The organism is Microbacterium sp. GXS0129, from assembly GCF_044769785.1.
Taxonomy (GTDB): Bacteria; Actinomycetota; Actinomycetes; order Actinomycetales; family Microbacteriaceae; genus Microbacterium; species Microbacterium nymphoidis.
Map to the genome: position 1 here is coordinate 33,086 of NZ_JBIZVZ010000005.1, position 22,260 is coordinate 55,345.

The 22,260-nt window shown below is 68.6% G+C and carries 23 protein-coding genes; 3 read left to right on the forward strand and 20 right to left on the reverse strand.

The features are described 5' to 3' along the window. Window positions 1-35 precede the first annotated feature (35 nt). Window positions 36-887, forward strand: coding sequence for a hypothetical protein (locus ACIQJ5_RS14475; protein WP_402844943.1), 852 nt, complete (start codon window positions 36-38; stop codon window positions 885-887). A 61-nt stretch (window positions 888-948) separates the two neighbouring features. Here ACIQJ5_RS14475 and ACIQJ5_RS14480 read toward each other — a convergent pair whose 3' ends face one another. Both ACIQJ5_RS14480 and ACIQJ5_RS14485 read right to left on the reverse strand, forming a co-directional pair. After that, window positions 949-2,373, reverse strand: a complete 1,425-nt coding sequence (locus tag ACIQJ5_RS14480; RefSeq protein ID WP_402844945.1) for a dicarboxylate/amino acid:cation symporter — start codon at window positions 2,371-2,373, stop codon at window positions 949-951. A gap of 135 nt (window positions 2,374-2,508) precedes the next feature. After that, window positions 2,509-3,162: a TetR family transcriptional regulator gene (locus ACIQJ5_RS14485; protein WP_402844947.1), complete on the reverse strand. Its 654-nt coding sequence runs from the start codon at window positions 3,160-3,162 to the stop codon at window positions 2,509-2,511. 105 nt (window positions 3,163-3,267) lie between these two features. On the opposite strand from ACIQJ5_RS14485, the gene ACIQJ5_RS14490 reads away from it, so the two are divergent. Continuing rightward, the gene (locus tag ACIQJ5_RS14490; RefSeq protein WP_402844949.1) at window positions 3,268-4,137 is read left to right on the forward strand and encodes a DUF1266 domain-containing protein; all 870 of its coding nucleotides are present in this window, start codon (window positions 3,268-3,270) and stop codon (window positions 4,135-4,137) included. Further along, on the forward strand, window positions 4,125-5,171 hold the full coding sequence (locus ACIQJ5_RS14495) for a hypothetical protein (protein ID WP_402844951.1): 1,047 nt from the start codon (window positions 4,125-4,127) through the stop codon (window positions 5,169-5,171). Before ACIQJ5_RS14490 ends, ACIQJ5_RS14495 begins: the two co-directional genes overlap by 13 nt. Before the next feature lie 12 nt (window positions 5,172-5,183). Here the strand turns inward: ACIQJ5_RS14495 and ACIQJ5_RS14500 are convergent, their stop codons facing one another. From ACIQJ5_RS14500 to ACIQJ5_RS14585, 18 genes are all read right to left on the reverse strand, one after another. Further along, on the reverse strand, window positions 5,184-5,960 hold the full coding sequence (locus tag ACIQJ5_RS14500; protein ID WP_402844953.1) for a hypothetical protein: 777 nt from the start codon (window positions 5,958-5,960) through the stop codon (window positions 5,184-5,186). A 277-nt stretch (window positions 5,961-6,237) separates the two neighbouring features. Continuing rightward, on the reverse strand, window positions 6,238-6,543 hold the full coding sequence (gene rpsN / locus ACIQJ5_RS14505) for a 30S ribosomal protein S14 (RefSeq protein WP_231092838.1): 306 nt from the start codon (window positions 6,541-6,543) through the stop codon (window positions 6,238-6,240). A 3-nt stretch (window positions 6,544-6,546) separates the two neighbouring features. Further along, on the reverse strand, window positions 6,547-6,717 hold the full coding sequence (rpmG, locus tag ACIQJ5_RS14510; RefSeq protein ID WP_005051772.1) for a 50S ribosomal protein L33: 171 nt from the start codon (window positions 6,715-6,717) through the stop codon (window positions 6,547-6,549). After that, on the reverse strand, window positions 6,717-6,953 hold the full coding sequence (gene rpmB, locus ACIQJ5_RS14515; protein WP_018187658.1) for a 50S ribosomal protein L28: 237 nt from the start codon (window positions 6,951-6,953) through the stop codon (window positions 6,717-6,719). Before rpmB ends, rpmG begins: the two co-directional genes overlap by 1 nt. 230 nt (window positions 6,954-7,183) lie before the next feature. Beyond that, window positions 7,184-9,448 (reverse strand): bifunctional metallophosphatase/5'-nucleotidase, encoded by a 2,265-nt coding sequence (locus tag ACIQJ5_RS14520; RefSeq protein ID WP_402844956.1) that lies wholly within the window; start codon window positions 9,446-9,448, stop codon window positions 7,184-7,186. A 105-nt stretch (window positions 9,449-9,553) separates the two neighbouring features. Further along, window positions 9,554-10,261 carry a DNA-3-methyladenine glycosylase gene (locus ACIQJ5_RS14525; protein ID WP_402844958.1) on the reverse strand — a complete coding sequence of 236 codons (708 nt, stop codon included), beginning with the start codon at window positions 10,259-10,261 and terminating at the stop codon, window positions 9,554-9,556. Further along, window positions 10,245-10,682: a Fur family transcriptional regulator gene (locus ACIQJ5_RS14530; RefSeq protein WP_231092835.1), complete on the reverse strand. Its 438-nt coding sequence runs from the start codon at window positions 10,680-10,682 to the stop codon at window positions 10,245-10,247. The genes ACIQJ5_RS14525 and ACIQJ5_RS14530 overlap by 17 nt, the downstream gene beginning before the upstream one ends. Window positions 10,683-10,838: 156 nt before the next feature. Continuing rightward, a complete protein-coding gene (locus ACIQJ5_RS14535; RefSeq protein WP_402844960.1) occupies window positions 10,839-12,212 on the reverse strand; it encodes a hypothetical protein in 1,374 nt (457 codons plus the stop codon). Next, a complete protein-coding gene (locus ACIQJ5_RS14540) occupies window positions 12,202-13,116 on the reverse strand; it encodes a TIGR03943 family putative permease subunit (RefSeq protein ID WP_231092833.1) in 915 nt (304 codons plus the stop codon). The genes ACIQJ5_RS14535 and ACIQJ5_RS14540 overlap by 11 nt, the downstream gene beginning before the upstream one ends. Further along, window positions 13,106-14,155 (reverse strand): permease, encoded by a 1,050-nt coding sequence (locus tag ACIQJ5_RS14545; protein WP_402844963.1) that lies wholly within the window; start codon window positions 14,153-14,155, stop codon window positions 13,106-13,108. Before ACIQJ5_RS14545 ends, ACIQJ5_RS14540 begins: the two co-directional genes overlap by 11 nt. A gap of 10 nt (window positions 14,156-14,165) precedes the next feature. After that, window positions 14,166-15,059, reverse strand: coding sequence for a metal ABC transporter permease (locus ACIQJ5_RS14550; RefSeq protein WP_231092831.1), 894 nt, complete (start codon window positions 15,057-15,059; stop codon window positions 14,166-14,168). Next, window positions 15,056-15,829, reverse strand: coding sequence for a metal ABC transporter ATP-binding protein (locus ACIQJ5_RS14555; RefSeq protein WP_402845281.1), 774 nt, complete (start codon window positions 15,827-15,829; stop codon window positions 15,056-15,058). Before ACIQJ5_RS14555 ends, ACIQJ5_RS14550 begins: the two co-directional genes overlap by 4 nt. A gap of 50 nt (window positions 15,830-15,879) precedes the next feature. Beyond that, a complete protein-coding gene (locus ACIQJ5_RS14560) occupies window positions 15,880-16,944 on the reverse strand; it encodes a metal ABC transporter solute-binding protein, Zn/Mn family (protein ID WP_402844965.1) in 1,065 nt (354 codons plus the stop codon). Between the two features lie 107 nt (window positions 16,945-17,051). Then, window positions 17,052-17,666: a hypothetical protein gene (locus ACIQJ5_RS14565; protein ID WP_231092829.1), complete on the reverse strand. Its 615-nt coding sequence runs from the start codon at window positions 17,664-17,666 to the stop codon at window positions 17,052-17,054. Beyond that, window positions 17,650-18,450 carry a prolipoprotein diacylglyceryl transferase gene (locus ACIQJ5_RS14570; RefSeq protein WP_231092828.1) on the reverse strand — a complete coding sequence of 267 codons (801 nt, stop codon included), beginning with the start codon at window positions 18,448-18,450 and terminating at the stop codon, window positions 17,650-17,652. Before ACIQJ5_RS14570 ends, ACIQJ5_RS14565 begins: the two co-directional genes overlap by 17 nt. Window position 18,451: 1 nt before the next feature. Next, window positions 18,452-18,769 (reverse strand): hypothetical protein, encoded by a 318-nt coding sequence (locus tag ACIQJ5_RS14575; protein ID WP_231092827.1) that lies wholly within the window; start codon window positions 18,767-18,769, stop codon window positions 18,452-18,454. A 1-nt stretch (window position 18,770) separates the two neighbouring features. Further along, the gene (locus tag ACIQJ5_RS14580; RefSeq protein WP_402844968.1) at window positions 18,771-20,390 is read right to left on the reverse strand and encodes a radical SAM protein; all 1,620 of its coding nucleotides are present in this window, start codon (window positions 20,388-20,390) and stop codon (window positions 18,771-18,773) included. Between the two features lie 211 nt (window positions 20,391-20,601). Continuing rightward, a complete protein-coding gene (locus ACIQJ5_RS14585) occupies window positions 20,602-22,230 on the reverse strand; it encodes a DUF5979 domain-containing protein (protein ID WP_402844970.1) in 1,629 nt (542 codons plus the stop codon). Between the last annotated feature and the right edge of the window lie 30 nt (window positions 22,231-22,260).

The window sequence follows — 22,260 nt, forward strand, 5'->3', positions numbered from 1 at the left end:
CTTGTCCGCCGAGCAGAGAGACCTAGGCTGACCACATGAACGTGTTCGACTTCATCTCCGAATACTGGTGGATGGCGTTCCCGGCGTTCGGACTGGCCACCGCGGTCTACTACACGTTCGGCGGAGGCAAGAAGGTGGAGCGGGAGCGTCATCAGCGCAAACTCGAGCTCATGGCGGCGAAGCGGGGTGAGTTCCCGCCCGGGTTCCTGGAGTCACGCACCACGGCCCCACGCCCGGCGGAAGACGCCACTCGTGAGAACGTGCAGCGACTGATCGACGAGCACGACGAGGTCACCGGCCGGTGGCTGGACTACGAGCTCGATGTGGCGAAGACCATCGCCTTCCCCGCGATGAGCGACGGTCGAGAGCCCCTGACGGCGGCCTTCCTGCGAGCCAAGCGGGTGGCGGACCGCCTCCGCCCGGTGACCGCGGATGTTCGCCTCACACCGGAGCAGTTCGCCGAGTATCGCGAGGCCGTCACCGACTTCGCGGTGAAGTTCGACGTCGCCGAGCAGAACGCCCGGCGTGTGCGGGACACCGGCTTCACCGAGGAGGAGCGCCGTCGTCTGGAGCGCGCTCAGCAGCTGCTAAAAACCGCGGTGGACAAGTCGGCCACCGCCGCCGAGCGACAGGTGGCGTACCGCCGCGTGCGCGAGGAACTCGACGGGCTCCTGGTGCTCTCGGACGACGCGGTCAGCATCCTGGAGACGCGGGTGGGCAAGGAGATCACGAGCGGCCCGGACGCGGCGGGAACGAGCGGAACCGGAACCACCGGAGCCGGAACCGGAACCGGAGCCAGCGGAACCGGAAGCGGAGCCACCGGAACCGCCAACGCGACTCACACCCGTGTCCCGCTCCAGCCACCGGCTGCGCCCGGCGCGCTGTGAGCAGCGCCGCATGACGAAGGCCGGGGCGTCACTGCCCCGGCCTTCGTCATATCCCTCCGCGTCAGACGCGGGCCGCTTCTCCCTCTGCGGCATCCGCCGTCGCCTCGGGCTCCTCGTCGGCGCTGTCGTCTGCGAACGGCAGCCCCTCCCGCTGGGCGTTGTACAGGTCGACGTCGAGGATGCCCTCCCGCTTCGCGACGATCGTGGGAACGAGCGCCTGGCCGGCGACGTTCACCGCGGTACGACCCATGTCGAGGATCGGATCGATCGCCAGCAGCAGGCCCACGCCGTCCAGCGGCAGTCCGAGGGTCGACAGGGTCAGCGTCAGCATGACGACGGCGCCGGTGGTGCCGGCAGTCGCTGCGGAGCCGACCACCGACACCAGCACGATCAGCAGGTACTGCACGAACGACAGCTCGATGCCGTAGAACTGCGCCACGAAGATCGCTGCGATGGCCGGATAGATCGCCGCGCAGCCGTCCATCTTCGTGGTCGCGCCGAGGGGCACGGCGAAGGAGGCGTAGGAGCTCGGCACGCCCAGGTTTCGCTCCGTCACACGCTCGGTGACGGGCAGGGTACCGATGGACGAGCGGGAGAAGAACGCGACCGTGACCGCGGGCCACACGCCCGTGAAGTACTGCTTGATGGAAAGCCCGTGCGTCTTGATCAGCACCGGGTAGACCACGAACAGCACGATGGCGAGGCCGATGTAGATGGCACCGGCGAACCAGGCGAGGGAGGTGAGCTTGTCCCAGCCGTACTGGATGACCGCGTTTCCGATGAGGCCGAAGGTTCCGATCGGCGCGATGCGGATGATCCACCACAGCACGCGCTGGATCACCTTCAGCAGCGACTCGGTGAACGCCAGGAACGGCTCGGCACGTCGGCCCACCTTGATCGCCGCGATTCCGACGGCCACGGCCACCACGATGATCTGCAGTACGTTGAAGCCGATGCTGGTGGTCGCCTTCTGCGCTTCGAAGTCCACCGCCGTCGAGGCGGTGAGGCCGAGGAAGTTCTGCGGGATGAGGCCCGTGAGGAAGTTCCACCAGGTGCCAACGGCGTAAGGATCGGACGGGGTGAGTCCGTCGCCGGCCCGAGCTCCCGGCTGCACGGTGACGCCGAGCACGATGCCGATGATCACGGCGATGAACGCGGTGATCGCGAACCACAGCAGCGTCTGGCCCGCCAGGCGTGCGGCGTTCTGCACACGGCGCAGGTTGGAGATGCTCGCCACGATCGCCGTGAACACCAGCGGGATGACCGCTGCTTTCAGGAGGGTGACGTAGGAGGAGCCGATCGTGGCCAGCGTCGCCGCCAGCCCGTTCGCGCCGCCCGCCTCATCCGGCCCCAGCTGCTTGCCGATGAGTCCGGCGACGACGCCGAGGATCAGGGCGACGAGGATCTGGAATCCGAACGACGTGAGGAGCTTGCGTACCGGCCCGCGGGTATCGGGCGCCTTCGTTCGAGCTGTGGTCTGGCTCATGGGGGTCCTTCTCGGCTGGAGCTGGCCGCAGAAAAGTGCGGCATCAGCCACGGTAGGAGTGTCGAGCCACCCCTGTCTGCCGAGGCGCAACACGGCGTCACGGCACGTCACACCCGCCGAAACACGAGGCCTCGATCAGCCGCCAGCCGATGCGCGGGGTCTCGGCTCCATGCCGCTCGGTGAACCGCTGAGCGGGAGCGGTTCCCGAGGTTCCGGAAGGCCGTAGAGGCGGCGCACCCAGCGCCGCGCGTCCTCCAGCGGGTACGTGTCGCCGAAGACCGCGGACTTCACGAACACGCCCTCGAGGGTGCTGCGCAGCATCACCTCCTCCAGCCCTGGATCGGCAGCGCCGCGGGCGCGAAACAGCGCGCGGACGGCGTCCTCAGCCGCGGTGACGCCGGCCGCATGGCGCTGCTCCGACTCCGCGAACAGGCGATGCGTGGCCGGCTGCAGCTGCATCGCCAGCACCGCCCGCTGCAGCGGCACGGCGAACGCGGTGGCGAGCAGGGCGCCGTCGATGATGGCGGCGAGTGCGTCGTCGGGGGTGCCCTCGACCCGCGAGATGCCGATCACCGTCTCGAACCAGCGGTCGATCACGGCGGAGATCAGCTGGTCCTTGCCACCGAAGTGATAGCTCACCAGGCCCTGCGCGACCCCCGCGAGACGGGTGATCTCGGCGATGCTCGCCCCCGCGACACCGCGTTCGGCGAACAGGGTGATGGCGGCATCGAGAAGCGCCTCCCGCGCACGCTCACGCGCCTGCCGGTTGTGCTCTTCGGAGCGCGCCATGGGGCCTCCTCCTCTGCACGCGAGCGTCGAACTTCCCAGTCGGACGTCTGCCGTATACATTAATCACTGAACAGTCGTTCAAGCTAAAACTTTCCGGAGACATTCATGCGCCCTGCCGCCCGCCTCGACCTCAACGATCTCGGTTCGCTCCTGGAATGGCTCGTCGCCCAGTGGTGGGTGTGGGCGATCGTCGGTGCCGTGGTGCTGTTCTTCATCGTGATCTGGATCCTGCCGGCCTCGAAGGTCAAGGCGGACGAGCGTTTCTCGACCACCGACCGCGAAGCGAACGAGCTGGCACTCGGCTTCCTGCAGATCGTGAACCTGCCGTCCGGCCACTGGAACGACCCCACGGCTTCGGCCCTGGGCGACCGCGAGAAGAAGGTCCTCGTCGAGCAGTGGGGCGTCTACAGCCGCCAGGACTGGCTCGACAACATCGAGCGCCTGGTCACCGTCCGCCGCCGCCGGGAGATGTGGGTGCTCTACCTGGCCGTGCGCGCACAGCTGGGTGAGCGGCTCGGCCGGGCACCCAAGGCGAAGGAATGGCTGAACGCGATCGTCGCGGAGGGCGGCGACAAGCGTGATGCACGCGCCTTCGTCACGGCGATCGAGTACACCGAGGCTCAGGTCCGCAAGCGCGTCGGCAAGGACATCGTCACCCCCGATCTGTACGTGAAGACCCTCGACGGCTACGCGATCGGTCAGGCGGTCGGCATGACCACGTGGGGAGTGGCGCTCGGACACGGCGACATCCCCGAGGCCCGCCAGATCATCCACCGGATCAACGAAGAGGCGCGTCCTGCGTTCTCGTCCTGGGCGGACTTCGGCCTGAGCTACAACGTGGGCCGTGTCATGCACTGGAGCGACGGAAACGTCGACGAGAAGGCCTTCGAGAAGTTCGAGGGATGCAACGACTTCCAGGCTGCGGCCACCGCGAAGCGCAACGGGCCGTGGGCCACGCTGCCGTGGCGCCTGTAAGCGTCGACCTCGAGCCACTGCGGCACGGCGCGGGGCTGCGGGACATCCTCACCTACGAGAGGATCTGCCGCACCCCGCTGTATCGCCGGTTCCTCGTGCTGCTCGTCACAGTGCTGCTGTTCGCCGCGGCGATGCTCGTGGCCTTGTGGTGGCTGGTGCGCTCCGAGTTCCTGATGGTGGCGCCCATCCTCGGGCTCTTCGTCATCGGCTACACGGTGCTGGCCGCACTGTCCTTCGTCTGGCACACCGTGCTGCTCGCACGGCGCGTGAAGATCGCCGCCTTCGCGTGGGCCAATGGCTGGGCCTACGCCGACGCACTGGAGGACAACCGCCGGCCCGGGGCCGCGTTCGCCCGCGTGGCCCACAGTCAGGAACGCGCGGTCGTGGCCTGCGCAGATCCGCGCCTGCCGTTCGAGCTCGGCATCCACCACTCCGTGGCGCGCGGCCAGGGAGCCGCCACGATCCAGCGCCCATTCGGCTTCATCGAGGTGCCGCTACCGGCACCGGTGCCGCACATCGTGCTGGCGAATCGTCGACGCAGCATCATTCCCACACTGGGCCTGGGACGAGGCGCTGCGCGGATGGACCTGGAGGGCGACTTCGCGTCGGTGTTCCAGCTCATCGTGCCGGAGGGGTACCAGCGCGATGCGCTCTACATCTTCACGCCCGACCTCATGGCCCGGGTGATCGATCTCGGCTCCGGCGCGGAGATCGAGCTGGTCTCCGATCGCCTCTACGTCTACCTGCCGGCGAACACGCGCTTCGATCGCGCTGAGACGATGGCCACGGCGGTCACGCTCGCCGAGGAGTTCCACCGCCGTTTCGCGGCGCGCACCGAGTCGTACCGCGACGATCAGGCCGGCGAGCTGGCTGCACGGGCGGGGGTCGCCGTGGGTCTGCGCGGTCAGCGCCTCGGCGGGAGCGGTGTGTCGGTGATGGCGGTCGCGGCCACGGTGGGCGTACTGCTGCTCTCGGCGGGAGTGACGGCGTTCTCGCTGTTCGGCGGCGACATCCTCCGCACCTTCACGGGCTGACGCGAGCGCCCGTCAGCTGCCGAGCGACAGGCGGACGACCTGCTGGGGCGAGGCCTCGGTGAAGGTGGCCGTGGCTCCTGTCCCGTCGACTGTGGCGACCAGAGTGCCCGGGTTTCCGCCGGTGTAGATCCCATGCGTCAGCGTCTGCCCGCGCTCCGCGGTCACAGTGCACTCATGGAACGTGCGCTGCCACTGGAAGCTCACGCTCGTGGAGGCACCCGCAGGAACGGGGTCGCCGGGGCCGCTGCGCTGCTGCAGCAGGATCACCGTGTACGCGCCGAGCGGAACACCTTCCAGACCCACGACATCCTCACCGTCCGCGGGAATCTGCGCGGCCCAGCCGACCCGTCCGGTCGCAGCGTCCACCAGAGCGATCGTGATGGGCTCGGGGGCGGAGTAGTCGGTCTGGCAGCTGGCCAGCGCGTCCTGCAGCGGCACGTCCTGTTCGATGTTGCCGCTGTCCTCGATGAGCTTGACCTGCGTGGGAACGGTCAGATACGCGTTGTACAGGTCGTGGATGCTGCCGAGGTCGACCGCGAGAGTTCCCGTGGGGCCCGTCTCAGTCGCCTCCGCACTCGGCTGCGCCGTGGCCGCGGCCGACGGCGGGCAATCGGCGGCTGCCGCGGGAGCCGGCGAGGCGAACATGCTGCCGCCGGCGAGGAGGAGCACTCCGATCGCCAGGGTGCCCGCACCGCCTCGGCGGCGCTTGGACACCACCGCGAGCACAATGCCGAGAACGATGATCACGGCGGCCACGCCCACGAGAAGCGGAAATGCCGGATTGCTCATGAACCCGGGAGGGCAGACAGCGTTCAAGATCGGTCCCCTTTCGCGCCGCCCGCCGATGAGGGCGTCGCCGAACCACCCTACGCGAACGACGTGCACCGCACGCATTCGACGCCGCCCACGTCGCGAACCCATCGCGCGGAACGACGTCCCCGCACGGCGACGACGGATCCCCTCACGCACATCGACGAGCTCCTCACACACGACGACGAAAGCCCCTCGGGCGGAAACGACGAAGGGCGAGTCCTGACGGACTCGCCCTTCGTGCGTTTGCGGGTGCTTACCAGCTGGACTTGGTGACACCGGGCAGCTCGCCACGGTGTGCCATGTCGCGGAAGCGAACACGCGAGATGCCGAACTTCGACAGGTGGCCACGGGGGCGACCGTCGATGACGTCGCGGTTGCGAACGCGCACCGGCGAAGCGTTGCGGGGCAGCTTCTGCAGGCCCACGCGAGCGGCCTCGCGCTCTTCGTCGGTCGACGACGGCGACACGAGGGCCGCCTTCAGCGCCAGACGCTTCTCGTTGTAGCGAGCGACGATGACCTTACGCTGCTCGTTCTTCGCGATCATGCTCTTCTTAGCCATGGATCAACGCTCCTCTCGGAATTCGACGTGCTTGCGGATCACCGGGTCGTACTTCTTGAGAACGATGCGGTCGGGGTTGTTACGACGGTTCTTGCGAGTCACGTAGGTGTAACCCGTGCCAGCCGTCGAACGGAGCTTGATGATCGGACGTACGTCCTGTGCCTTCTTCGCCATTAGAGCTTCACACCCTTCGCGAGGAGGTCCTTCACAACGGACTCGATGCCACGGGCGTCGATCACCTTGATGCCCTTGGCGGACACGTTCAGCGTGATCTTACGACCCAGCGACGGGACGAAGTACGTCTTCTTCTGCACGTTCGGGTCGAAGCGGCGCTTCGTCCGGCGGTGCGAGTGGCTGATGTTGTGACCGAAGCCGGGAACAGCTCCAGTCACCTGGCACACTGCGGCCATGGTGTCTCCTTCTGTACCGTGAAGCCGGACGGCTTCACCCAAGATCCCTTGTCTGCTCCCACGCCGGCATCCGCCCGAATGGGCGGAATGAAGAGTGGGAACGAGCTGCGTGCTGGAGTGCGCGCAGACAAAGAGCAATCCTAGCATGCGCGCGGACGCCCGCCGAATCCGCAGGAGAAACGACGACGCCGCGAGCCCCTTCCGGGCTCGCGGCGTCGCGTGAATCGGGATCAGACGTCGGTGGACGAACCCGACGAGTCAGCGTTCACGCCGTCCGCCTCACGGCGTGCGCGACGCAGACGCGCGACGAGCAGCGCAGCACCACCGGCGACGATCACCACGACGGCGATGATGCCGATCACCAGAGCCTGCGAGCCGTCCGAACCGGTCGCCACCAGCGTGGGCTTGGGCGCCGGGTTGCTGGGCTCCGGAGCCACCGTGGCTTCCACCTGGCAGTCCACGGTCACCGGAATGGTCACGCTGGAGCCCGTGGGCTGGACGGTGATGCGCACCCATGCAGCCCCGACGGCCCCCGCCGGCACGGTAAGCGGCACGACGACCGTGTTCGGTGCGGCCGGGTCGACGCTCGCCTGCCCGATCTGCGTGGGCTCAGTCGTGGTGGTCCCGTAATACAGGTCCACGTCGACCGCCTGGTTCTGCACGTAGCCGAGCGATGCCAGATCGAAGCCGGCAACCGTGATGCTCTGACCGATGCAAGCCAGCGGCTCGCGGTAGGCGAGTCCCTGCACCTCGATGCCGTTACGACGGTTGTCCGGAACGATCGCGGTGCCGGTCTCGCCCGAGACCATGCGGAACCACGCGGGGAAGGCATCGGTGTCGATGATTCCCACGCTCTGGTTGCCCACGTTGTCCAGCAGCGCCCGGAAGTTGTCGCCGCCGGCAGCCAGGAAGGAGCTCATCGCCACGTTCCAGGTGAGGCCCGGATCCAGCGGCATCCCGTTGAGGGCCATGCCGGTGATGCGGTCGCCCTCGGGGCGCGTGGAGTCGTAGGTGTAGGTGAAGCCGTCCGACAGTCCCAGCTGCAGGTAGGGGCGTGAGGGGATCGAGCCGTCGACGTTGCGCTGCCACTGCTGCTCAAGGGTGGCCTTGAGCGTCTCCGTGGTGACCGTCACGACGTTGAGGTCGTTGGCGAAGGGCACCACGGTGGCGGCTTCCTTGTAGGTGATCTTGCCGTCGTCGTCGAGCAGGTCCGCCCGCACACCACCCGGGTTCATGAGGGCGAGATCCGCATGGGCGTTTCCGCGGGCGTTGATGACGTCGACCATCGACTGCGCGACGAGGTCGCTCAGATTGGACGCGTTCGCCCGGTCGTCAGGAACCGAGACGGTGCCCGACGTGACGCCCGTAGCCGGGTCGACCGTGATCGATCCGTCCTCGTACTGCTTGGCTCGCGTGATGTCACCCGTCTGGGTTCCGACGACCTCGCTGCCGAGCACATCGGCCTTCGCCACGGCGTCGGCCACGATCTGTGCCACCTGCTGAACGCGCGGGTCGGACTTCAGGTCGTCGGGGATGGCGTCAGCGGCGAGGGTCGGCACGACGGACGACGAGGAAGCGGTGACCTTCTTGTCGGCGTCGAGGGTGAGCACGACCTGCCCGATGAAGCCCGCGTACGAGCCCGCCTGCACGACGGGGCGGGTGCCGCTCTGACCGGGGATCGGCGCATCGTACGCGTAGGTCTGGTGCGTGTGGGCCGTGTAGATGGCCGCGACCGAGGGGTCGGTGTCGTTCACGATGTGAGCGAACACCGCACTCTTCTCGTTCTCGTCGAGCGGCACATCGGACTGCGGACCGCCCTCGTGGTACGACGCAATGAGGACATCAGCCTCGCCGTTGGCCGGGTCACCGTCCGTCAGCTGGGCCGCGACACGGTTCACCGCCTCCACAGGGTCGCCGAAAGTGAGCCCTGCCACGGAATCGGGGGCGGACAACGCGGGCGTCTCCTGGGTGACCGCGCCGATCACGGCCACGCTCGTGCCGTTCACGTCGAAGACCGCGTACTCTTCGAACGGGTGCGCGCCGGTCGAGTCCGTCACGTTGGCAGCCAGGTCGGGACCGTTCGTGGCGTTCTGGATGCGACCGATGGCGTCGTCATAGCCGTGATCGAACTCGTGGTTTCCCACCGTGAAGCTGTCGACCCCGAGCGCGTTCAGCGCGTCGATGGTGGGGGCGTCCTTCTGGATGGCCGACTCGAAGACGGAGGCGCTCACCGCGTCGCCGTTGGACAGCACCAGGGAGTTGTCCTCGCCGAACCCCTGCTGCGCCTGCAGCACGGTGGCGGCGAAGCGCTCGGCGTCCAGGATGCGGCCGTGGAAGTCGTTGAACCCGATCAGGTTGATCTGCGTGGTTCCCGAGGTGGGGGTGATCAACTCCGGCGTGTCAACGCTCGCCGATGCAGCCGCAGGCAGAGCGAGGGCGAGGGCGACGGCGGCTGATGCCGAGATCGCGGTCGCACGGACGATGGATTTCTTCACGGGAACTCCTCAGCAATCGCACGGACGGGTCCACTCTTGCAGATCCGAGCCGATCCCGCACCCCGTAGCGCGCTCCTGTGAACGGCTGTCCACAGGCCGCCGATTTCAGCCCGCGGACGCCGCCTCCACGGCTCCTCGCCCGGCGCGGAAGACCGACACCGTCGGGTCGCCGGCCAGGAAGAACCGCCACGGGAACGCCGAGGTGCCGGCGATGCCCGCCACCCCCACGCGCGGCCCGGCGGCGATCCCCGGGGCCAGGGCATTGCGCAGGTGCAGGGACACGGGTCCGCCGCCCACGGCATCGACCCCGTCGTCGGCCGGATGGCGAAGCCCGATGGCCTGGCCGAAGCGACCAGGCCCCCGCGCGAGATCGCGATCGGCGATGGCGGGCGTGCATCGCACAGCACCGTCCGGACCGGGTTTGCGCTGCTGGCGGCGATGTCGTGCCAGGTCGGCCCCCTCCACCACCTCGCCGCCGCGAAGCAGCACACCACCGGCCAGCCCGTCCGGGCCGCACACCACGTTGACGCAGGAGTGGATTCCGTGACTGAGGTACACGTAGAGGTGACCCGGCTCGCCCCACATCGTCGCGTTGCGATCCGTCCGGCCCATGCGGGCGTGAGATCCCGGATCCGGGATGTCGCCGGTGCCCTGGCCGTGGTACGCCTCCACCTCGGTGAGGCGGATCGCCACGGCGCCCTCCGCCGTCTCCACGCGCAGAATGCCGCCGAGGAGCCGGGGGGCAACCTCCGGCGGCAGTCCCGACAGCTCCTCGCGGGTGGCGAGGTGCAGGCCGTCAGCGACCGCTGTCATCGGTCCCGTCGGCAGATGTCCCTGCTGCTCGCGCCGCAGCGGCGCACTCCGCGCACAGGCCGAAGATGTCGACGACGTGCTCGGCCTGCTCAAACCCGTGCGAGGCCGCGACGTTCTTCGCCCACTGCTCCACGTCGGTTGCGGCGATCTCGACGGTGAGACCGCAGGAGCGGCAGATGAGGTGATGGTGATGGCCGGAGGAGGAGCAGGCTCGGTAGAGCGACTCACCCTCGGGGCTCTGCAGGGAATCGGCTTCACCCGCTGTGGCCAGGCCCGCCAGTGTGCGGTACACCGTGGCCAGGCCGATGCCCGTGTTCTCATCGCGCAGCGTGGCATGCAGGGCCTGAGCGCTGACGAACCCCCGCGCATCGCCGAGGGCCTCGCGCACCCTCTCGCGCTGCCAGGTGTTCCGCTGAGCCATGCTCAGATCCTATCGCCGCCGGTCACCCGTGGGCTCGGCGTTCCCCCACGGCGCAATCCGTCGCTGCCGCCGCAGACCTCTCCGGGAAGAGCGAAAGAGCACCGCGGAGCGCGACCGGACGTGCGATCGCCCTCTTCCCTGCCGTCCGCACGGGCCTCAGAACGGACCACGCTCGCACCAGGACAGATCGAATCCGGCGAGGTTGCCGACCACCTCACCGCTGGCCACGTCGATGATGACGGTGCGCAGGGTGCTGGGCAGCGGACGATACGCGCCGTCCAGCGGATTGCGGGCATAATCCGGTGCGACGAGCGCAGCCACCTGCGAGCCGCTCGGTGATGCGCAGGCCTGCAGGATCGGGTCTCCGGTCGCCCGGCGGTACAGCTCTCGCAGCTGGCCCGACGCATCCGATACCGAAATCACTCCCGCTGTCGGCATGCCGGCGGCGTCGCGCTCAGTGTGGTGCCACAGCGTGGTGGCGGGAGTCAACGGCAGGATCGCATCCACCGTCCCCGACAGGTCGGGCAGGCTGAGCGGCTCCTCGGTGCCGGCGCGAAGGTCGAGCGCCACCCAGCCGTCCACCTTGTCGACGATGGCCTGATACGTGCCTCGGGACAGCCCCTGGAGCTTGATCGCCGTGCCGAAGCGGACGGGCTCCGATCTCCCCGCCGGATCCACGAGCATGAGGTCGCCGCTGAAGGGAACCATCAGCACCGCATCCGAGTCCGGCACGAACGCCCAGTTGTCCACGCTCGGAGCCTCGCCGCCTGCCGCCACCGCAGTGACGGTGTCGTCGGTGAGCGAGGTCAGGAACAGCTGGCTCTTGATACCCGTGGTCTCGGTGAGCTCGCGATCGGAGTATGTGAAGCCGATGCGCCCCGAACGCTCCGAGACCTGGAGCTGGCCGAGGTAGCCGATGCCCGGGAGCGTGATGCGACGCGTGTCGCCGGTGGCAGGGTCCACGACCAGGAGCGCGGCCCGGTCGTTCTCCATCACCGACACCACCAGCTGACCGTCCAGCTCACGGAAGTCCTCGATGGCGGGGTGCAGGAAGACGATCTCCGCGTTCTCGCCGTCGACATCCGAGCGCGTGATGGTGTCCGCACCGGTGGTGCGCTGGAGGACGTAGATCTGCGCCTTCGGAGTGCTGACCGTGGTGTCGAGCGTCGCGGTGGGCCCGCCACCGATGCCGCGGACGTCGGACACGGTGATGCGGTAGTCGGTGTTCTGGTCCAGGGGCACCGTGAATCGCACGCCGATGCTGCGACCCGAGGTGTCCACGGTGAAGTCCGCGGCCGGCGACACGCTCACCTGGGCGGGATCGACGGGCGCGACCGCCTGATCGGTCGTGAAGATGACGCGGGCTCCCGCCGTGTCGATCGCGGCGGCGGGATCGGCGCTGACGCCGGTCTGTCGCGGCCCCTGTCCGAGTGCCACGACGGAGCCCGCCGCCACGAGCACCGACAGCAGCACCACGACTCCCGCGAACGCGACGAGGAACCGGCCGCGCGACCTGCGTTCAGTACTCATACGGGTCCGCCGGCTGGTCGATCGGGGTGACGGCCGTGGGCTGGACGAGAAGCACGCCGTTGCCGCTCTGCTCCACCGTCCCGGTGACCTCCACCCACTGTCCGGTGGCGAGGTCCGCATCGATGCTCGCCGTGGCAGCCGAGACGGCGACCGTGACCGCGGCGGGCTGGGCATCGATCACGCAGTGCGTGACCACCAGTCGCGTGAGCCGGATGTCGTCGCTGCCGTCGGCGGCCGGCGCGACGAAGCCCACGAGGTTGACCGGTGTTCCCGCGAGCGAGGCGGGGTTGGAGGTGGCGGCGAAGGCGGCGGCCCAGTCTCCCACCCCGAAGTTCGCAGCGTCCGCGGTGGTGGCCAGCGCCACCACGTCGGCGCCGCCGAACAGCGGTGGTGCGCCGAGGTCGCGCTCCATCGCCAGTTCCGCCGACAGGGCCGCCGGCGGAAGCAGCAGAGCCGGAACCATCACGGCCGTCGCGAGCACGCCCCCGGTCGCTGCGGCGACCCCGGATACGCGGCGACGCAGGGTCGGTGACGGCGCGGGGCGGGGAGCGGACTGCGGCTGTCGCGCGCGCAGTTGCGCACGCGTCAGAACCCCGGCCTGCTCCGGCAGTTCAGCCTCGCCGTGAGAGTGATCGTGATCATGCGCATGGTGATCAGCCCCGTCGCCGTGGTCGTGACCGTGTTCCGCCTCGGCGCCCAACGGCAGGGCGAAGGATCCCGCCGCGGCCAGGAGGCCCAGCACCGCCATGCCCACGGTGAACCACGCGCCGTCGGGATTCACGTACATCGCCAGGCGGCCGGTGACCGCGAGCCCCACGGTGATGACGCACACCAGCGACGCCAGTCCGACCCCCAGCCACCGGGAGTCGATCGCATGCAGCACGCGGGAGCGCTCAGCCGACAAGATTCACCCCCAGGGCGATCGTGAACGCACTGAGGATGACGATCACCACGATGCCCGCCAGCGCGCGGACCGTGAACGTGGTGCGCATCAGCGCGAGCATCTTGACGTCCACGATCGGGCCGACGAGCAGGAAGGCGATGATCGAGCCGGTGGAGAAGGTCGATGCCATGGACAGTGCGAAGAACGCATCCACGTTGGAGCACAGCGCCACCGTGAGGGCCAGCACGATCATCGTCACGATCGACAGCACCGGGTTGGAGCCGATGGCAACCAGCACGTCGCGCGGGATGAGCACCTGCACCGCCCCGGCGATGGCGGAGCCGATGACCAGGGCTGGCATCACCGCCCGCAGCTCGATCACCAGCTGCGCGAGGGAGCGGCGGCCCCGGCTCCCGGTGACGGCTTCCTCGGCACGCTGGTCGAGGCGGAAACGCTCGGTGAGCAGCTTGTCCGGGTCGTCCTGTCGCGAGTAGAGCCAGCCGATGAGGTTGGCGATGACGAACCCGCCGATCACGCGCATCACCAGGATGCCGCCGTCCCAGCCGAATGCCGCGTGGGTGGTGATGATGACGATCGGGTTCACGATGGGCGCAGCCACCAGGAACGTCAGCGTCTCGGCGGGCGCGAAGCCCCGCCGCAGGAGGCCGCGGGCGAACGGCACGTTGCCGCACTCGCACACCGGGATGATCATGCCGAGCAGCGACAGAGCGAGCCGCCGGGCCCACGCCCGCCGTGGCAGGACGCGCTCCAGCGCCCCGGGAGGCAGCCACACCTGCACGACGATCGAGAACAGCACGCCCAGCAGCACGAACGGCATCGACTCGATGAGCACGCTGAGCGACAACGTGAGTCCGTCCTGCAGGCGTCGTTCCACCGGAAAGGCGAAGAACTGCGGCACGAGCAGGTTGACGATGAGGAGCGCCGCCACCGCACCGAGCCCGATGATCAGGGCGTATCCGGCTCCCCCGCGGCTCTGCGGCGCACGATCGCGCACCGCGCGATCCGTGGAACGCGCGGTGCCGACGGGGGCAGAGGTCATGAAGACGAGCCTAAGCGGCCGCCCCGACAATCTCTCGGGAGTTCGCCCTGATTCGCGCCCGTCGCTCAGCGGGGCGGCCGATGATCCGGCACACCAGGTAGATGAGGAAGGAGACCGTGGTGATGTAGGGGCTCACCGGCAGCGTTCCGGCCACGGCGAGGAGGATTCCCCCGACCGCGGAGACCACGCCGAAGCCGGCGGCCAGCACGGGCACGAGGATGGGGCCCGTGGCCACGCGCATCGCCGCCGCTGCCGGCGTGACCACGAGAGCCATCACGAGCAGCGCCCCGATGATGTGCACGCTGACGGCGACGATGAGTCCGAGCAGCAGCATGAAGACGAGGGACACCGCGGTGGTGGGGACGCCGCGCGCCGCAGCGGACTGCGGATCCAGGGAGTCGAAACGCAGCGGACGCCAGATCAGGACCAGGCCGGCCAGGACGACGAGCCCGATGGCCGACAGCCACACCACCTGCCCCTGATCCACCGACACGATCTGACCGGTGAGGAGGCTGAACCGGGTGGCGCTTCGCCCGTTGTACAGCGAGAGGAACAGGATGCCGAGGCCCAGACCGAACGGCATGAGCACACCGATGATCGAATTGCGATCGCGCGCCTTCGACCCCAGCAGACCGATGATGGCCGCTGCCACCACCGAGCCGATGATCGATCCGGTGACCACATCCGCGCCGATGAGGAGGGCCGCTGCGGCGCCGGCGAAGGAGAGCTCGCTGATGCCGTGAACGGCGAAGGCCATGTCGCGCTGCATCACGAAGATGCCGATGAGGCCACCCACGAGGCCGAGGATGGCACCGGCCCAGAGGGAGTTCCCCACGAGCCCGAGGATCTCACCGTAGAAGGGCAGTCCGCCCCAGAGGGCTTCGCTGATGTCGTCCCAATTCATTCGTGGTCCTCGTGATGATGATGCGCGGCCTCGGCCGCATCCGGCGCCCCGAGGACCACCAGGCGGCCGCCCGAGTTCAGAACCGTGACCGGCGCCCCATAGAGCTCCGACAGTGTGCGCGAGGTGAGCACCTCCGACGGCGTTCCCAGCACGAATCCGCCGTGCGTCAGATACAGGATGCGATCAACGTGCTCCAGCACCGGGTTGATGTCATGGGTGACGAGCAGCACTCCGGCCTGATGCGCGCGCCGATAACTGTCGATCAGCGACACGACGGCCTGCTGATTGGCCAGATCGAGGCTGGTGAGCGGTTCGTCGCACAGCAGCAGCCCGGGATCGTCCGCGAGCGCCTGACCCGCCCGCAGTCGCTGCTGCTCACCGCCGGAGAGCAGGCCCACCGGGCGATCGGCGAACGTCGCCGCCCCCACGGCCTCGATCAGCCGGTCGACGCGCTGGCGGTCGGCGCGTCGTGGGAGCGGAATGCCGAAGCGATGACCGTTGACGCCGAGCGCCACCAGGTCGCGGCCCCGCAGCGACGTGTCCGCCGGCAGCGGTCGCTGCTGCGGGATGTAGCCGACCTTGCGGTTGCCGTGACGGACGACGCGCTCGCCCAGCACCTCCACGGTGCCGCGGCTCAGCGCGTCGAGGCCGAGCACGGCTCGCAGCAGGCTGGTCTTGCCCGCCCCGCTCGGGCCGAGGACGGCGACGAGTTCTCCTCGCTCGACCGTGAGATCCAGACCCGACCACAGCTCGCGGCCGGCGCGGTGCATCGCGCCGCCGGTGATCCGCAGCGGTGCGCTCGCCGATGGTGACGCAGCGCTCACGCGCCGCGGGCCAGGTCGGTGGTGAGGGCGGTGATGTTGGCCTTCATCCAGGTGAGGTAGCTCTGCCCTTCCGGCAGCAGCTCGGCGAACTCCACCACGGGGACGCCCTCCTTCTCGGCTTCCTGCGACACCTGGGTGGTCTCGGATCCGCCGGTCTGCGCGTTCACGATAACAGCGCCGAGAGTACCGGACTGGATGATCTTCAGTGAGGCGAGCAGCGTGGCGGGCGGGACGTCCTGCCCTTCCTCGACGGCCTCGGAGAATGCGCTGGGTGTCTCGTTGACGAGCCCCATCCGATCGGTGAGACGCAGCGGCACCGGCTCCGTGACGAAGATGCTCTTGCCCGCGTATTGGGCCTGGGCCTCGGCGAGCTGCGTGTCGAGCTCGTCGATGCCGGCACCGAACTCCGCGGCCCGCTTCTCGAAGTCGGAGGCGTGCGCGGGGTCGAGCTTGCCGAGCTCCGCGGCGATCTGGTCGGCGACCGTACGCATGATGTCCGGGTCGTACCAGACGTGCTCGTTGAACGCGGTCTCCTCGCCGTCCGCGCCTTCCGTGGCGTGGTCGTGGTCGTCCGCGGACTCGGTGGCGTGGTCGTGGTCGTGCTCGTCCGCCGACTCCGTGGCGTGATCGTGATCCTCCTCGGCGGCGTGGTCCGAGTGGTCGTGCTCGTTCTCGAGCACATCGGGAGCGTCGGACGCGGACTCCGCCGCGACGATCACCGGCGCACCCTCGGGGATCAGGCTCGGCATGTAGGAGTCGTAGCCACCGCCGTTCATCACGAACAGGTCGGCGTGGCTGGCCAGCAGCTTGTCACCCACCGCGACCTCGTACTCGTGGGGATCCTGCGCGGCATTGGTGATGATCGCGTCGACCACCACGTCGTCTGCGCCGATCGCGGTGACGATGTCGGCGTAGACGTTCGTGGTGGCCAGCACGTGGGGACGCGGATCGTTCGTCGCGTCGTCGGTCGACACCGCCGATCCGGCGGCACTCGAGCAGCCCGCGAGGGCGACGATCGAGAGGGCGAGCGGGGCGATGAGGAGGACGCGACGGGAGGTCATGTCCTCACACTATCGCTAATGAGAATCGTTCTCAACTCGCGAGCCCGATGGGAGATGGAAACGCACCTGCGGCGCCGCTGGCGGGTGTGTTTCCGTCTCCCCCGCGGCTAGGGCATGAACAGCGCGAAACAGGGTCCGATCAGCGTCACCCAGAACGCCCCGCCGATGATCACCATTCCCAAGCCGATTGATCGCGTCCTGCGACTGATCGTCAGCAGGCATCCGACGATGGGCAGCAGACCGGTGACGAGCAGGCGCAACGGACCGGTTCCGCCGGGGATGTCGTGGATCAGGAACGCGATGAGGATCACCAGCACCGAGATGCCGACGCCGATGAACACACCTCCCGACGTGATCGAGGACTTCTGCGGACCGTACGGCGGCGTGAACGGAGTGTTCTGGATGTACGGATTCGGTCCCGCGGCGGGCGGCGCGTACGACCCCGGCGGCGGGAAGCCCTGTGGCGGATAGCCCTGCTGCGGCGGGACCTGCTGCTGCGGCGCGACCTGAGGGGGTGGGCCCTGCTGCGGCGGGACCTGAGGGGGCGGGGCCTGACCCGGATACGGGGCGGCCGGCTGTCCCCCGGGCCAGGACGGCGCGGGTCCGGACGGCGCGCTCGGATCCGGCGGCCTCACCTCCGCCGGGGAGGGGTCGGGCGGTCCCGGCTGCCCGGACGGATCGGGCTCGCGGGACGGGTCGGACGGATCAGACGGTGACGACATCACGCACCTCCACGGATCGGAACAGACGTCCGCGGCGGGCGAGCCACACGACGCGCGCCACGAACAGGGGAATGGTGAACAGCAGGAACAGCTGGGGACGGGTGAGCCCGGCGAACGCCACGTCGTTTCCCCGTACGAACTCCACGAAGAACCGGAAGACGGCGTAGGAGCCGATGTACACCGTGAGCATCTCGCCGGGTGCCAGCACGCCGCGGCGGAGCCAGAACCACAGCACCGCGAAGGCGACGAGATGGAAGGCAATCTCGTACAGGAAGCTCGGGTGCAGCCCCACCCCGGCCGGCGATCCCAGCCTCGCCGCGGTCTCGGCGTCCAGCACGATGCCCCAGTCCCCGCCGGTGGGAGTGCCGGGACGTTCGGTGAAGAAGCACCCGAAGCGTCCGATCACGAGGGCGAGTGCCACCGCCGGAGCGAAGAGATCCCCGGTGCGGTCCGGATAGCGCACGAGGCGCTTGGCGATGTGCACGCCGAGCCAGGCGCCCACCAGCGACGAGAGAATCGACGCGTTTCCGCGCATCAGCTGCTCGACGAGGCTCAGATTCTGCGACGGGTCCAGGTGCTGGGCCCAGGTGCCCAATCGCGAGAGGACGGCCGCTCCCATCATCGCCCCGGCGACGAGGGCCCAGATCCGCGGATCGCGAACGTTGTGCCGGCGCAGCTGCAGCAGGAAGACGCCCCCGCCCACGAGCATGCCGATCCCCTCGAACACGACATGCGTATCGATCGCGGGCCCGAATCCGAGGAGCTGGTCGAGAGTGGGGAACATCTCAGCCGCCGAGCATCGATCGGATCACGGTGATCCAGCCCCAGATCCAGAACGGGGTGGCCACGACGGCGAGCACGGCGACGGCGATCAAATAGGCGAGCACCACGCGGGTGTCCCCCAGCTTGCAGCGCGAGCGGGTGAGCCCCGCCCGCCGGGCCCGGTCGTAGCCACGGATCGCGACGACGGCGAAGACGAGGAGGGAGATCGGTCCGAACACGCACGTCAGCAGCGCGATGGTGGTGAACACACAGAGCCGAAGGGGATCGAACGGGAGTCCGACCTTCTCGTCGTACTGACGAAGCGGAGGCGAGGCGCTCATGTCACCCCGTCACCGGTGCGCCCACGGGAATCACCGGTCCGAGCCCCACCGGCGCCGCGTTTCGCGCGGTCGCCGTCGAGATGCGCTGCCGTCCGAGCGGCGCCCAGGCCTGCAGCGCACAGAACGGGGCACACTGGTGCGCGCGTGTCTCATCATTGACCGTGGCCACGTGCACGCAGCACTGGGTGAGCCGCTCCTCGATCATCGTGTTGATGTCCATGAACGGCTTCACCGTGATGCGCAGCACACGCTCGGCGAGCATCTTGCGCAGCCGCTTGTGCTGACCGGGGAGCACCGACGTGGTCAGCTGTGTCAACGTACCGATGCCGATGTCGCAGTTCATGCAGATGTCCCGCCAGATGTTCGCCATCGACGGGTGCGTGAGGCTGGACTGCTCGCTGAAGAGGTCCAGCAGCGAGTTCTTGACCGCGTCCTTCATCTTCACGTTGATCTCGCTGTCCGCGATGCGGTTGGCGAGCATGTCGGGGTTCAGGTCCAGGAAAGTCTTCAGCCGGTCATGGCCCATGATGCCGGTGAGCGACTTCCACTGCTGCGAATCGTCACGCAGGAAGTAGCCGACCGAGCAGCAGTGCGGATGCGAGCAGGGGAGCGCGGTGAGGTCGCGCCAGGTGATCCGTCCGTCGGTCTGCGGACCCAGCCGGCGCAGCACGCCACCGTGCGTGAGCCGGTCGTTCGGATCGATCCCGGAGTTGCGGCCCGAGCCGAAGACGGGCTGGATCGTCACTCCGCCCACGTAGGGCGTCTTCATCGCGGTGGCGATCACCGCTCCGATCTCGTCGTCGTTCACGCCCTTTGCGGCCGTCATCGTCAGCGTCATGAAGACACCGGCATTGCTCAGACGCTCAACGGCGCGCTGTTTGAAGCGGCGGATGTCGGCGCCCCGATGGAACTTGGAAGACTCCGGCTTCTCTCCGTCGTACTGCAGGTACACCTCCACCCGCTCGCGGTGCTTCTTGAGGAAGGCGACGAACTCATCGTCGTTCGCGATCCGCAGGCCGTTGGAGTTCAGCAGCACGCGGACGATGGGGCGGGAGACGAGCTGCTCGATCAGCTGTTCCAGCCACGGGTAGAGGGTGGGCTCGCCGCCGGAGAGCATGAGCACGTCGATGCGCCCGTTCTCCTTGGCGAGGCGGTCGTCCACCGATGCGAGCACCTCCTCCAGCGGCGCCGTCGCCGTGGCGGCGGGTCCGGATTCGGCGAAACACGTGGGACAGCGCAGGTTGCAGTGGTCGGTGAGGTCCTCCAGCAGGATGCACGTGTGCTGCGTCTGCATCGCGGGCATTCCGTCGAGGTACGCGCTGGGCACGGGCTTGAAGTTGGCCGTCGTGTCGGGGGCGTGCCATTTGGTGGGAGCAGTCCACTGCTCGAGGTAGGTGAGCATCTCGGCCGACTCGTCGTAGAGCGTGCGCACCAGGCCGTGCACCTCGCAGCCGCGCTCCAGCCAGACGGAGTCGTCCTCGTATGCGGCGAGCCAGCCGGTGAGGCGTTTCACCTCGGCGAGGTCGCGGTCCGGATCTTCCTCGTGGCACAGCGGGCAGAACGCATTGACGTAGCGGTGGACGCGATAGTCCCGCAGCTGTCCGGCAACCTGTTCTGCCATGAATGACCCCCTTACGCCGGGCACGCCAGCGCCCTGCGAGCACGCTATCAGCGCCCCGGCGAGGAGGGCCACGGGCTGTGGGCGGTTTCGGATTCCGGCGGGTCCGAGCGCGTGGGCCGAAGCGGAGCGGAACGGCGGCAGCTGAGTGTGGCCCCGTCCGGAGGGCGGGGCCACACTCAGCTCATCGCTGATTCCTCGAGCGTCCGAGGAATCAGCTCCGTCGGCTGCGTCGTCTCATCACGGTCACGCCGAGCGCGATGATCACTCCTCCCAGCACGAGCGCACCCAACGGCACGTCAGCGCCGGTGGCGGGGAGCCGTCCGCCGGGGGCCGTCGTCGGTGTGGACGACGGTGCAGGGTGCGTCGGCGTACCCGTCGGCGCCGGCGTCACGGTGGGAGTGGTCGTCGGCGTGGTCGTCGGCGCCGGCGTCACCGTCGGAGTCGGAGTCGGCGTAGGCGTAGGCGTAGGCGTGATCGTCGGAGTCGGCGTGGGCGTGGGTGTCGGAGTCGGAGTCGGCGTCGGCGTCGGCGCCGGCGTCACCAGCGGGTTCGTCACGACGACCGCAACGGTCGTTCCGGCACCCACCACAACGGTGGACGGAGAGATCACGGGAGTACCCCATGTCGCCCCGTCGACCGGCGCCGGAGTCCGCTCACTCAGAGTCAGTACGGCGCCCACCGGAAGGTCCGGGCTGGTGACGACCGTGCCGTCCGCCGCGACGGTCAGCGACCCTGTCCCCGCGGGGAAGCCATCACCTGCCGGATACGAGTAGTCGATGACGAAGGTGGCCGTGGACGCAACGAGCTCCGCGCCGTTGCCCGAAATCTGCTTCACGACGCTGAATCGGCCGGCGTTCTCGCCCTGACCCGTCCCGCCGCCGCCCTGACGCGTGACGGTGGAGCTCACGGTCTCGGTGCGCTCGGAGCCGATGGCCACGGTGGCGCGGTTGTCGTAGGTCTCCTGAGCACCGCCGTCGATGACACGGGTGGTGAACTTCACCTCGTAGAAGTAGCCCTTCTCGGCCACGAACGAGACCGTGGAGCCATCGGCGGAGACGGTCACCTCCGACGCGGGCTTCAGGGACCAGTTGCCCGGCCACTCCACGCCGTTGTCCATCATCACCAGCTCGTTGGTCTGGTAGACGTCACCCGTCTCGCCACCGGTCAGCAGGATCTCCTGCCCCGCTCCCGGGATGTCGGTGACGACCACCTGCTCCCCGCCGGCCATTCCCTCGCGGGGCGCACTGACGGCGACCGTCCAGTAGATGAGGTTGCTCTCGCGGTCGTAGTAGCCCCACTTGCCACTGTCCCGACCGGAGAACTCGCAGTTCACCGTGCAGGGACCGGGAGGTGGCGTAACGCGCACGTCGGCGGTCACCTCACCGAAGTCGAACTCGACGACGGTCTCCTCCGTGACGGTCGTCGTGACCTCCACCCAGAACTCGAATGTTCCGTGCAGGTTGAGCGGGTGACTGGCGATGTACGCCGGGTCGATGTCACAGAAGAGCTGAGTCTCCGTGACCGTGCACTGCCCCATGGCGCTCCCGTCCGGGGCGAGCAGCGGGAAGGAGTCGGTGAGTCCACGCAGCCCCTCCGGAAGCGCGATGCTGAAGCCCGCCGGCGTCTGCGGGTTGTCCGGCAGAGACCATGACGCCTCCAGCGCGGCGCGCGCGCCTGATTCCACCGTGGTCTGCGAGAACTGCACGTCCTCCACGACGCCGGTGGTCGCGTACGGCGGAGCAGCGGCTGCTGTGGCACTGATGCCCAGAACCGCCAGTCCCGCGGCGATGATCGCCGCTACCCCCTTTTTCCCCCAATGTGTGATTTTCGTTTTCGACACGAGTTCCCCCCAAAGGTCCTCACGTCGCAG